This window comes from Butyricicoccus sp. AM27-36 (assembly GCF_003480945.1).
GTDB classification, from domain to species: domain Bacteria; phylum Bacillota; class Clostridia; order Oscillospirales; family Butyricicoccaceae; genus Agathobaculum; species Agathobaculum butyriciproducens.
The window spans coordinates 2,356-14,087 of sequence record NZ_QUJR01000017.1; the positions used below are offsets into that span (position 1 = coordinate 2,356).

Here is an 11,732-nt window from a genome sequence, read left to right on the forward strand (position 1 = left end):
TATTATACTCATGCGGCAATGCCGATGGGCGAAAACAGAATGTAGATGCCGATCGCCAGAATGATACCGATGATACATACGATATGGCGATACTTCCACGGGGTCAGATCAACTGCGCCGACATCGGCCGGAACATATTCTTCTGTGCCGCGGTATTTGTTCAGATACCACATGATGACAAATTCAACGACGAACAGCACAGCGATGGCGTACAGATAATGAATCGGCTCACCCGAGGTGGGGTAGCAGGGCTTGAGGATCATAAACGCGCCATAGGCGATAACGTGAACAGCGGTGATGACCTTGGGCGCGTATTTCGGTGCCTTGCGGAAGATCAGCGCGCCGAGTACGGTGAACAGGATCGGCAGGGAAACGAACTGGCTCATAGAGTTGAGGAAGGTCGTGATGCCCTGTGCGAACATAACGAACGGTGCCACGCAGATAGCGACTGCACCGGCACAGGTGCCGTAGATCTTGCCGACCTTGACACACTGCATATCCGAAGCCTTCGGATTGATGGCAGTGCGGTACAGGTCGAGGGTAAACATGGTCGATGCGGAGTTGAGCACCGAGTTGAACGAGGACAGGATCGCGCCGAACAGAACAGCAGCGAAGAAGCCCATGACCGGCTTGGGAACAACGGCGGAAACCAGTGCCGGATAAGCAAAGTCGATCGCGGAGGAACCGGCCGCCGCTAGCTTGTCCTGAATGGACGGCAGGTGGTAAGCGATAACGCCCGGCAGTACCAGATAGAAGAAGCCGATGGTCTTGAGGAAACCGCAGTAGATCGCGCCCTTCTGACCTTCCTTCAGGCTCTTTGCAGCAAGTGCGCGCTGTACAAAGGACTGATTCGTGCACCACCAGTACAGGTTGTTGAAAAACATACCGGTGAAGATGAGCGGCCACGGCAGAGCCGGTTCAGCAGCATCCCACGAAGCCCATGCGTTGAGCTTTTCGGGTTCGGTTTGTACGAGGTACTTGACACCTTCTACGAGACCGCCGCCGGTGGTCTCGTGACCCAGCAGCGCCAGCGCGAGGAACGGGATCATCAGACCGCCGATGATAAGGCCGATACCGTTGATGGTGTCGGATACGGCAACCGCTTTCAAACCGCCGAAGATGGCGTAGCAGCCGCCGATAATACCGATGACGACACACAGGATTGCGACAGCCTGGAACTTGCTGATGCCGAAGATACCGGAAATATCGAAGATATTCTCAAATACAACTGCGCCGGAGTAAAGGATGACCGGCAGATTGAGGATGGAGTACATCACAACGATGACGAACGAGAACATCAGCTTGGTGCCGCGGCCAAAGCGTGCTTCCATCAGCTGCGGGATGGTGGTCGTGCCCATTTTGAGGTAGGTTGGCAGGAACCACAGCGCCAGCGCAAACAGCGTGAACAGTGCACCGACCTCCCAGCCGATCGGGCTCATATTGGAAGCCCAGCCCTGACCGTTTGTGCCGACAAGCTGTTCTGCGGACAGGTTGGTCAGCAGCAGCGAGCCTGCAATGACAATACCCGGCAGTCCGCGCCCCGCGAGGAAGTATCCCTCGGCGGTGTCGAGCTTGTCATCTCTGGTCTTCCACGCTGAAATGACTGCCACCATGACGGTGAAAAACAGGAAGCTCAGCGCGATCCAGATCATGGAACTGAAAAATGACATTTTGTTTCTCTCACTCTCTTTTGGGGAATTTTTTCGGTTTTGTGAATGGCCTTGTTCACTTGACAATCACAGAATATCACAGTGGATTTCCGGTTGCAATAGCTTGGGCGCACTATCATTTATCCGTGCATTATATCGTGATTATGCATATTAAAGCTGCAAGTATTTATGATACTATGCATAAAAATAGCGCTATCATTGTATCATAGGCGATGTGCAGTACAACATTTTCGTGCAGATGTAACATCTGGCGCACGGCTGTATTTTATGATATAGTATAAGTACAGATAACGCAGGAGAGTGATTTTATGGTAACGATGCAGCAGATTGCTGACCGCTGCGGGGTGTCGCGCGGAACGGTGGACCGCGCCCTGCACCACAAGGAGGGCGTGCGCGAGGAAGTTGCGGAGCGCATCCGCGCGACGGCGCGCGAAATGGGCTATATCTCAAACCGCCTCGTCATGCAGCAGACGCAGCAGTGGAAGATCGGCGTGGTGCTCCACTCCGACCATTCGCCCTTCGTGCAGATGCTGTGCGAGCTGTTCGAGAGCTTTTCCGAGCGTGAGCTTCTCCCGAACATCACGGTCATCGTGCGCGCGATGCAGGACATGGATGTGCAGCATCAGCTGACGCTGATCGATGAGCTGGTAACGACCGAGCACATCGACGGCCTTGCGCTCATGCCGCTCGCGAACACGCTCGTGCGCGACAAGATCAACACGCTCAGCGAGCAGCAGGGCATCCCTGTCGTGACCTTCAACACGGACATCACCGACGCGAACCGCATCGCCTATGTCGGCGCGGACAACATCGCGAGCGGCCGCGCCGCCGCCGCGCTGCTCGGCATGGTCATGCAGGGGCACGGCAGCGTGCTGCCGATTCTGGGGCAGCGCAGCGGACATTATGCCGACTCGCAGCGTTTTACCGGCTTCAGCACCGAAATGGCGGAGAGTTTTCCGGATATCCGGGTTCTGCATCCGGAATGCTCGTTTCTCGATGAAAGCCTTTCCGAGCGCATCGCTATGCGCGCCATTCAGTCGGACAGCGAGCTGCGCGGCATCTATCTGACCTCTGCGGGACGGGAGGGCGTTTACCGCGCCGTGCACGCTGTACACCGCAGCGAAAAGCTGCACATCGTCGTTCACGACATCACCGAGGGCAACATCAAAATGGTCAAAAACGGTACGGTCGATTTCATCATCGGACAGGACGTCAAAACGCAAGGCACGCTCCCGATCCGCCTGCTCTACGACTACCTCGAGCGCCACCAGTTCCCCAGAGAGCGCATGAATATGACGGATATTACGATTAAATTCCGTGGAAATGTGTAAAAAATCATGCTTTTTTCAAATAGATTGCAAGACCATAAAAAAGAGCGTATAGCAATTTCAAGCTATACGCTCCTGTTTTATTTTATCAATAATAAACGAACATTTTTAGTATACACTTGTTTCGGGAAAACTACGGTATTTTGCAGAATCTGCGGGATTTCTGAAACCGAAAATGCTTCAAAATTCGGAGTAGGCAACCTTGCAGCTACCCTCTTGTACGCCTGCGCCGCGCAGGCGCAGAATCGTTAAAGAGACAGCGTAAAGTTATAACTAATAACAATATAACAATGAGTAATCTATAATATAGAAAGAAAATATAACAAAGAGTATAAAAATGTAATTTGACAATCCAAACTCATAGGCATATAATTAGAAAGCTAACTGTTTGAATTAGAACAAAGGAGAACGCAATGGAATTTTCCACTCATTACCTGCTCATGGCTGACCATGCCATGCTGCAGAAACTTGTCATGTCGCGCATCAAACCGCTCGGTCTGACCACTGGACAGCCCAAAGTGCTGGACTTCCTGCAGGACCACGACGGCGCCATGCAAAAGGATATCGCCAAGGGCTGCCATATCGAGCCGTCCTCGCTTTCTACCATCCTCGGGGGAATGGAACGCGCCGGACTGCTTGAACGCAGCACACGCGACGAAAACCGCCGTACGGTGTATGTCCGCCTGACCGACCTCGGCCGGGAGCAGTGCCGCCGCTTGAATGCTATCTTTGCAGCCGCAGAAGAGGAGGCGCTGCGCGGCTTCTCACCGCAGGAGATTCAGCAGGTACAGACCCTGCTCGAGCGTATTTATCGGAATCTAAACGACTAAAAGGGGATAAAATAGGCATGAAAGGCTCTAAACTCGGTATTCGGCTGCTGTATTACTTCGGCGGCTTCTTCGTCATGACTATCGGCATTGCACTGTCGGTCAAGTCCAATCTCGGTGTGTCGCCGGTCAGCTCCATCCCATACACCATGACCTGTGTCTGGGGCATTGAGATGGGTGTTGCGACCGTCATTTTCCACGTTATTCTGGTCATCCTGCAAATGCTGCTGATGCGCCGCCGCTTTGAATGCAAAAATCTGCTGCAGATTCCGGTCGGCATGGTGTTCGGCGCATTCACGACCACCTGCAACACGCTCGCGGCGATGCTTCCATCGACGGACAACTTGATTATCCGTTTGCTGATGTGCTGGATTGCCACTGTTTTCGTTGCAATCGGCATCTTTTTCTACGTTCCGGCGGACATTATGCCGCTGGCCGGTGAAGGCGCTATGCTGGCCATCTCCACGCTGACCGGCAAGCCGTTCCCGACCGTCAAAATCGCGTTTGACGTATCTATGGTGTGCATTTCGCTCATCACCTGCCTGATCTTCCTGCACGGACTGGGCAGCGTCGGCATCGGTACGGTTATCGCGGCGCTGCTTGTCGGTATCGAGCTGCGCATGATTACGCATCGGTTTGGTCGCTGGCGCGATAAGCTGCTCGGCAAACAATCCGAAATCTGAGGCAACACCGCAGTTTAATTATGCGGTGTTACCTAAAAATCCCTCTCTTTCTCGCAAAAAAGAGAGGGATTTGTTTATGTTCTGCGCATTTTCAGCAGCCGGATGTCATCACCGAAGAACCGCAGCGGCAGGAACTCGCCGAGCAGGCGGGAGGCCACGGCAGGCGAATATTTCTCGCTGAGCGTTTCCGGCAGCAGGTTGGTGTTGATGATCATGGGGCGCTTAGCCATCAGGCGGTTGTTGATCAGGTTGTACAGCGCGGAAACCGTAAAGGCGGTGCCCATTTCGGTGCCCATATCGTCGATAATGAGCAGGTCGGCGCGCTCGTAGCGTGCAGCGCGTTCTGCGGCGGCTTCGCCGTCACCGGAGCCGAATTTGATGGTCTCATACGCGGCAACAATGTTGATGGCGGTGTCGTAGGCCACGGAAAATCCGCGTGCGGAGACCGCCTCGGCAATGCAGGTAGAGAGAAAGGTCTTGCCCAGACCGGTCGAGCCGAACAGCAGCAGATTGGGGGAATCCTTGCCGAATTTTGCGGCATAAGCCTTGCATTCGCCCAGATTATATTCCATATTTTCGCGCGGCGAAATACCGCTGCGGCCATCCGGGCGGGTGGAGTAAAAGCTCATGTCGAACTTGGAAAAGTTCTGGTCGGCAATCGGCAGCACCGAGGAAAGCTGCTCCTTGAGCAGCTTGGCGTAGCGCGCCTTGACACACTCGCAGGTCGCACTGCCGGCGTAGCCGGTGTCGCCGCATTTTGGGCACAGCGGCTTGTCTGTCAGATAATCGGCGGGAAGTCCCAGCTGCCGGAGCAGGTTGCCGCGTTCCTCCTGCAGACCGAGATTGCGGTCGCGCAGCTTTTCGATTGCAGCAGTCGGGTCTCCGCCGGACTCCATTGCGGCCCGCAGAACGGACGCTGCTGTGGTGCTCAGCTCGCGGTCGATTGCGCGGATACGCGGCTCGCGTGTGTAAATATCACGCCGGCGCGCTTCCAGCTCCTCGGTGTGAGCCGTGCGCTCGCGTTCCAGCTCGCGCCGTGCGGCGGCGAGCAGTTTTTTATCGTATGCCATAGGTTATTCCTCCGTGTTGCGGCGATGACTGCGCACGCGTGCAGCCCAGTCCTGCTCCCACGCGGCGAGCGTGGCGCTGTCGGTCGGCTGTGCGGGTGTCTGACCGACGGCGGCAGGCACAGCAGACACGGCAGACGTGCGGGTTTCCGGCTCGAGAGCGGTGATTTCGCTGACCGTATGTACGCCCGCATTGTCCCATCGGCGCAGAATGCCGAGCGTGTAATCCAGACTTTTGTGTCCCTGTTTTTGACCGGTGCGGTGCACCGCCAGTTCTACTGCGTCGGCAGGGAAGCCGTGCGCCAGTGCAAAGCGGCAGACGCGCTGCTCCTTGGGTGCAGGCTGCTCGGTATCCGCACCGAGTGCACGGTAGATCGCCTCGCTGAGCGGTTTTTCGTCCGCACGGCGTGTTAGGTACTGCTGGGCCGCCTGCGCGGTGACAATGCCCATATCGGCCCACTGGTTGGCTTCTCGGCGCAGATCGGTCGTGCGGACCGTGCCCTTTTCGCTTTTCAGATAGCTGAGCAACTCAATCGTTGCGCCTGCGTCCAGACCAAGATAGTCGTAAATGGTCAGCAGACAGCGCAGCTGACCCTCGGTCAGCGCACGGCCTGTAATGCCCTCTGCTGCATCGCAAAGGCCGGAGAAGGTCTGGTCATCCAGACGGGCGCGGCGCAGCTCATCGCCGGTGTAGCGCGGCGCTTCGGCGGATTTGTCGGTTGCTGCTTTGGTTTTTTCTGTCGGCGCGATCAGGTTGTTGAGCGTAAATGCCGCACGTTCGTAGCGGTCGGCGCTCAGACGCAGGGCGCGCGCTGCAGCGGAGCCGTCCGTGCCGCCGTGCCGCAGGATATAAAGATACAGCAGCGCCGCATCGCCGTCGCCGACCGCGATCAGCTTGTCGAGCATGTCGCAGCGTGCTACGCGCAGTTCGCCCTCGGGCAGCAGCACAGAGGTCATGGGCTTGTCCTTCTTTCCAGTGGATTTTGGTGTACCCCTCATTATAGCATAAATCCCTCTTCATTTGAAGAGGGAAGAATTGCAGAGAGTAACAGAATATGTGCCACAATAAAAGCAGAAAACCGAGGAAACTCTTGGTTTTCTTCGTAAACTGGTGAGAGTGTAGCCACCATCGGCTGCGCTCTTTTGCTATCTTCATTATAGCGGTTTTAAGGGGGAAGTCAATATGGGTTTATTTGCGTGATTTGCGGTGATTATCATCATATAAATCGAGATATTGCCGTTGAATTGTCCGCTTACGCAGGCAAATCACGGTTCGGCGAAGCTGACTGCAGCCTTCGCAAATATCTTTGCTCCAAGAGAGTGAAACATCCCATTTGGTATAGCAGGTGCCCTCCAGACGGTTGAGACAATCCAGACAAAATTCAGCCATAAGCTCACCTCACACACATTATACTCAATATATTGGGCATAGTCAATATATTAGGTCGTGTTATGTTGTGCGTGAGGTGATCGTACATGATCAGTTACGCTCCGTTTTACCGGACGCTTTTAGAAAAAGGCGTTACAGAATACCATTTAATTTACAAACAGGGCTTTTCCGCCAATATTCTGCACCGCATGAAGCACGGTAAAACAATCACACTGAAAACGCTGGATACACTGTGCTTTATCCTAAACTGCAGTGTTTCGGACATTATCGAGTATATCCCGGATGAATAAAAAGGCTTCGGAGCAATGCTCCGAAGCCTTTTTCTCTATTTCAGCCGAAATTCAATTACAGAATCTTCTCTTCCGGCTTAACGTCCTTCATAGACAGGTTTACACGGCCCTTGTCATCGATCTCCATGACCTTGACCCAAACCATGTCGCCCTCCTTGACGGCATCCTCGACCTTTTCGATGCGGTGGTCAGCCATCTTGGAGATGTGTACCATGCCGTCCTTGCCCGGCAGCAGGTTTACGAATGCGCCGAAGTTCATCAGGCGAACGACCTTGCCGTAGTAGATCTCGCCCGGTTCCGGCTCCTTGACGATGGCCTCGATCATCTTCTTGGCCTTGTCCGCATCGGTTGCCTTGACAGCGGCGATGGTAACAGTACCGTCGTCCTCGATGTCAACCTTGGCACCGGACTCAGCAACGATGTTCTGGATAACAGAGCCGCCCTTGCCGATAACCTCGCGGATCTTGTCCGGATTGATGTGCATGGTGGTCATCTTCGGTGCCCAGTCGGAAACGTCCTCGCGCGGCTGCGGGATAGCCTTGAGCATGATCTCGTCCAGAATGCCGTAGCGGGCTACGCGGCACTTCTCGAACGCCTGCTTGATGATGTTCGGGGTCAGACCGTCAACCTTGATATCAACCTGAATTGCGGTGATGCCCTTCTTGGTACCTGCTACCTTGAAGTCCATATCGCCGTAGAAGTCCTCAACGCCCTGAATATCGGTGAAGGTGGTCTCCTGACCGCCATCGGTGATCAGACCGCAGGAAATACCGGCAACCGGTGCCTTGATCGGAACACCGGCATCCATCAGAGCCAGCGTGGAACCGCAGACAGAGCCCTGAGAGGTGGAACCGTTAGAGGAAATAACCTCGGAAACCAGACGCAGCGCGTACGGGAACTCGCTTACCGGCGGGATAACCGGCAGCAGAGCGCGCTCAGCCAGAGCACCGTGGCCGATCTCACGACGGCCGGGACCGCGGGACGGACGGGTTTCGCCAACAGAGAAGGACGGGAAGTTGTAGTGGTGGATATAGCGCTTCTCCTTCTCCTCGAAGATGGTGTCCAGCTCCTGCGCATCGCCCAGAGTGCCCAGGGTGCAGAGGGTCAGAACCTGGGTCTGACCGCGGGTGAACATGCCGGAACCGTGAACGCGCGGCAGAACGTGAACCTCGGCAGCCAGCGGACGAACCTCTTCCATACCGCGGCCGTCTACGCGCTTGCCGTTTGCCAGCCAGCGGCGAACGATCTTCTTCTGCAGCTTGTCTACGCACTCGCCGAGGTTAGCGCCGTGCTCTTCCTTGTACTCCTCGTCCAGAGTTGCTTCAAACTCGTCAACGATAGCACGAACGCCGGCGTCACGAACGGTCTTGTCGTCGGTATCCATAGCAACCTCGAACTTGTCGTTGCAGGCTGCCTCGAGCTTGTCGAACAGATCGTGGTCGATGTCATGATGCTCGTACTCGAACTTCGGCTTGCCGATTTCGTCCTTGATGGACTGGATGAACGCGCAGACCTTCTTCAGCTCCTCATGTGCTTCCATGAGAGCATTGAACATGTCGTCCTCCGGAACTTCCTTTGCACCGGCCTCGATCATAACGATCTTGTCCTTGGTAGCGCACAGGGTAACGTCCATCTCGGAAGCAGCGCGCTGCTCGGAGGTCGGGTTGATAACGGTCTTGCCGTCAACGATGCCAACCTGGCAGCCGGCTACAACGTAGTCGAACGGAATATCAGAGATAGAAACTGCGATGGAAGCGCCCAGCAGAGCAACTACCTCCGGAGAGTTGTCGTAGTCGTTCTCCAGAACGGTGCAGACGATGGAAACGTCGTTGCGCAGGTCCTTCGGGAACAGCGGACGCATCGGACGGTCGATCTGACGAGAGGACAGGATCGCCTTCTCGGACGGACGGCCCTCACGGCGCATGAACGAGCCGGGAATGCGGCCTACTGCGTACATACGCTCCTCAAAGTCAACGGAGAGCGGGAAAAAGTCAATGCCGTCACGCGGCTTAGCGGATGCGGTAGCGGTAACGAGAACAGCGGTCTCGCCGTAGCAAACCAGGCAGGAGCCGTTAGCGAGCTGTGCCATCTTGCCGGTCTCGACGGTCAGCTTGCGGCCGGCGATCTCGGTCTCAAAAACGCGGTAGTTTTTGAAGTCAAAGTGGTTGATGTTTGCCATTTTGTTTCCTCCTTTAATCGTTTGGGGAGGGCGGCAGCAGCTTTTTTAGCACTTGAAACAAAAACCAAGAGGAATGGGAAATGGAGAATTGCTGTATCGCGCAAGGAGAGCGCTATTTCCATTTTCAATTCTCAATTTTCAATTCCAAATCATGCTCTGCATGATTTGGTCTCTCTTTCAACTGCTAAAAAGCGATAATGCCGCCCAGCTTAAAATACAGAAACAGGGGAGCAGACTGCTCCCCTATTTTCGCATTTTCTTACTTACGGATACCCAGCTTAGCGATCAGGGCACGGTAACGGTTGATGTCCTTCTTCTGCAGATAAGCCAGCATAGAACGGCGCTGACCAACCATCTTCAGCAGACCGCGGCGAGAGTGGTTATCCTTCTTGTGTACCTTCAGGTGCTCGGTCAGCTCCTTGATGCGGGCGGTCAGGATTGCAACCTGAACCTCCGGGGAACCGGTGTCGGTAGCGTGGGTACGGTTTGCCTCGATAACGGCAGTCTTGTCTTCCTTACGGATCATGTCGGTAGTTCACCTTTCATAAATAAAATTTTACTCACCCACAGGCCGGGCCGCGGCTTGGTGAATGGAGGCGATAGGAACGCTTCCTTTGTCCGTCAGCTAAGCGCGGGGCGAAAGTATATTTATATTACCATGAAAATGACTGTTTGTAAAGCGATTTTCGCGGATTTCAGCATAAAATCTCAAAAACAGACGCGCGTTTGACGAAAAAACAGGCATGTTTTTGTACAAGTTGTCAGTTTCTGCGGAATACTGCTGCGTGAATTGTCGGATTGTACAATTATGAATGAATTGTAAATGCGATTTTGGCACATTTGAATCTTGTCCGGCGAGAGGCAGAGTGCTATAATTACTACCATCATCGGTGGAGGGCTTGAGAGTTCTTCTCGCTCGCTGCCGTTTTTATTTATTGCTAAGAAACGCGACGGGGCGGTGCAGCAGCGCGGCCTGATGTCGCGTTTTTATTCGTTTTGGGGTGCTTTTTCCGAACGGAAAAACGGGATCGCATACCTGTTTTCTGCACCGGCTGGGCGGGATGCCCGAACCGCGCAGGCAGTTCGTCCTGACGGGCGGAAAGTTTCTCGCTGCACCTCAGCGGGGAGTGCGCCGTCTGCGGACGGCGGGGACGTTGCGGTGCCCGCCGCGGGGGCAAAGAGGAAGGGACACCTGCGGTTTCCCTTCCTCTTTGAACTCCTATCTTTCCCTTATTCGGACAGCACGGCGGCAATCAGAGAGCGGCGACCGCTTCGGAATAGGGGAACGGCAGTCGGGTTACTCTTGCGTAGGAACGCGCATTACGCGTCCATTACTCGACCTATACGCAGTTCTCGGATGCCGTTCTGCTACACATACCGGCAACTCTACGCAGATGCGACACAAGGTGAATTGCCCAAAGGGCAAAAGAAGGTCCCCTGGGGGATAACAGTGTCGCGCAACTCGTTTGCGCGTTATTTCGCATAGCACCTGCGAATTTTATATGCCGCTAATGCTTTACCGGAGGGAGGGATGAACTCATCACTCCGCGTGTTGGGGAATTGCATTGATTTGATCAACCTGCACTTACAAATGACCGTAGGGGCGCACATTGTGCGTCTTTTTTCTGTTCTGCACAAACAAAACCACGTGCCTATGGCGATTTTCCACAAACCGGGAACACCAAACTTTGTGAAAAACCGCCTTTGCGGAAAAATTTTGTTTTCAGTATAATAAATATGTAAAAACGACTGTATATATTGTTTTTTGCGTATTTCATCAACAAAACAGGAGAAATGGACATGGAGCGGATTAAGGCGGCGTGCATTTGTCAGACCCTGCATTTCCAGCTGAAGGAGGATTTGGAGCACAGTATTGCGGTGCGTCTGGTGCGCGAGGAAGTCGAGCACTACAAGCAGGCACTGGAGCGCAACCGCACGCGCTATAAGATCGTAGACGAGGCGGAGCAGGAGGATGGTTCGGTAGTCATTCGTATCATCAAGCAGTACAACCGGAGTCCGGTAGGCGATTATCTGGATTGAAAAGAGCCTGTCTGCGCTGCAGACAGGCTATTTCTCTTTATTTTGTGCCGAAAAAAGCCGCAGAGCAATGCTCTGCGGCTTTTCTTATACAATCAGAAGCAGCGTGCTGCGCTTTCCGCGGGCATGGCGGATGTTGCAAGCGGGGCTCCAAAACCCGCCGCAAACCGGGAGGTCGCAGGCAGTACGGCGCTTCAAAAAGCAATCAGATGATTACTTGGACTCCTTAGCAGCCTTGATTGCGTCGATCATCATCGGAAC

General features: G+C 54.4%; 11 protein-coding genes. 6 read left to right on the forward strand and 5 right to left on the reverse strand.

Going from position 1 to position 11,732, the window contains the following annotated elements:
* Positions 1-8 precede the first annotated feature (8 nt).
* On the reverse strand, positions 9-1,670 hold the full coding sequence (locus DW724_RS14760; protein ID WP_243105780.1) for a solute:sodium symporter family transporter: 1,662 nt from the start codon (positions 1,668-1,670) through the stop codon (positions 9-11).
* A 308-nt stretch (positions 1,671-1,978) separates the two neighbouring features.
* Here DW724_RS14760 and DW724_RS14765 point away from each other — a divergent pair, with 308 nt between their 5' ends.
* From DW724_RS14765 to DW724_RS14775, 3 genes are all read left to right on the forward strand, one after another.
* Positions 1,979-3,001: a LacI family DNA-binding transcriptional regulator gene (locus DW724_RS14765; RefSeq protein ID WP_118761991.1), complete on the forward strand. Its 1,023-nt coding sequence runs from the start codon at positions 1,979-1,981 to the stop codon at positions 2,999-3,001.
* Between the two features lie 410 nt (positions 3,002-3,411).
* Positions 3,412-3,828 (forward strand): MarR family winged helix-turn-helix transcriptional regulator, encoded by a 417-nt coding sequence (locus tag DW724_RS14770; RefSeq protein WP_118761992.1) that lies wholly within the window; start codon positions 3,412-3,414, stop codon positions 3,826-3,828.
* Positions 3,829-3,845: 17 nt separating this feature from the next.
* Entirely contained in the window at positions 3,846-4,508 is a 663-nt protein-coding gene (locus DW724_RS14775; protein WP_118761993.1) for a YczE/YyaS/YitT family protein, read from the forward strand.
* A gap of 74 nt (positions 4,509-4,582) precedes the next feature.
* On the opposite strand, the gene DW724_RS14780 is transcribed toward DW724_RS14775, so the two are convergent.
* Together DW724_RS14780 and DW724_RS14785 are read right to left on the reverse strand one after the other, a co-directional pair.
* Positions 4,583-5,578, reverse strand: a complete 996-nt coding sequence (locus DW724_RS14780; protein WP_118761994.1) for an ATP-binding protein — start codon at positions 5,576-5,578, stop codon at positions 4,583-4,585.
* A 3-nt stretch (positions 5,579-5,581) separates the two neighbouring features.
* Positions 5,582-6,532: a DnaD domain protein gene (locus DW724_RS14785; RefSeq protein ID WP_158578397.1), complete on the reverse strand. Its 951-nt coding sequence runs from the start codon at positions 6,530-6,532 to the stop codon at positions 5,582-5,584.
* Positions 6,533-7,051: 519 nt separating this feature from the next.
* Here DW724_RS14785 and DW724_RS14790 point away from each other — a divergent pair.
* Entirely contained in the window at positions 7,052-7,255 is a 204-nt protein-coding gene (locus tag DW724_RS14790; RefSeq protein ID WP_110435853.1) for a helix-turn-helix domain-containing protein, read from the forward strand.
* 55 nt (positions 7,256-7,310) lie between these two features.
* Here DW724_RS14790 and DW724_RS14795 read toward each other — a convergent pair whose 3' ends face one another.
* Positions 7,311-9,434, reverse strand: a complete 2,124-nt coding sequence (locus tag DW724_RS14795; protein ID WP_118761995.1) for a polyribonucleotide nucleotidyltransferase — start codon at positions 9,432-9,434, stop codon at positions 7,311-7,313.
* A 259-nt stretch (positions 9,435-9,693) separates the two neighbouring features.
* Entirely contained in the window at positions 9,694-9,960 is a 267-nt protein-coding gene (gene rpsO, locus DW724_RS14800) for a 30S ribosomal protein S15 (protein WP_110435855.1), read from the reverse strand.
* 1,274 nt (positions 9,961-11,234) lie between these two features.
* Here rpsO and DW724_RS14805 point away from each other — a divergent pair.
* Together DW724_RS14805 and DW724_RS15895 are read left to right on the forward strand one after the other, a co-directional pair.
* On the forward strand, positions 11,235-11,474 hold the full coding sequence (locus DW724_RS14805) for a hypothetical protein (RefSeq protein ID WP_118761996.1): 240 nt from the start codon (positions 11,235-11,237) through the stop codon (positions 11,472-11,474).
* A gap of 67 nt (positions 11,475-11,541) precedes the next feature.
* The coding region (locus DW724_RS15895; protein ID WP_207665667.1) for a hypothetical protein at positions 11,542-11,732 on the forward strand (191 nt) is incomplete at its 3' end.

Bases quoted from the DNA above. Each gene is read 5' to 3' on its own strand.
- rpsO (WP_110435855.1), bottom strand. From the start codon at position 9,960: ATGATCCGTAAGGAAGACAAGACTGCCGTTATCGAGGCAAACCGTACC.
- DW724_RS14805 (WP_118761996.1), top strand. From the start codon at position 11,235: ATGGAGCGGATTAAGGCGGCGTGCATTTGTCAGACCCTGCATTTCCAG.
- DW724_RS14770 (WP_118761992.1), top strand. From the start codon at position 3,412: ATGGAATTTTCCACTCATTACCTGCTCATGGCTGACCATGCCATGCTG.
- DW724_RS14765 (WP_118761991.1), top strand. From the start codon at position 1,979: ATGGTAACGATGCAGCAGATTGCTGACCGCTGCGGGGTGTCGCGCGGA.
- DW724_RS14785 (WP_158578397.1), bottom strand. From the start codon at position 6,532: ATGACCTCTGTGCTGCTGCCCGAGGGCGAACTGCGCGTAGCACGCTGC.
- DW724_RS14775 (WP_118761993.1), top strand. From the start codon at position 3,846: ATGAAAGGCTCTAAACTCGGTATTCGGCTGCTGTATTACTTCGGCGGC.
- DW724_RS14795 (WP_118761995.1), bottom strand. From the start codon at position 9,434: ATGGCAAACATCAACCACTTTGACTTCAAAAACTACCGCGTTTTTGAG.
- DW724_RS14760 (WP_243105780.1), bottom strand. From the start codon at position 1,670: ATGTCATTTTTCAGTTCCATGATCTGGATCGCGCTGAGCTTCCTGTTT.
- DW724_RS14790 (WP_110435853.1), top strand. From the start codon at position 7,052: ATGATCAGTTACGCTCCGTTTTACCGGACGCTTTTAGAAAAAGGCGTT.
- DW724_RS14780 (WP_118761994.1), bottom strand. From the start codon at position 5,578: ATGGCATACGATAAAAAACTGCTCGCCGCCGCACGGCGCGAGCTGGAA.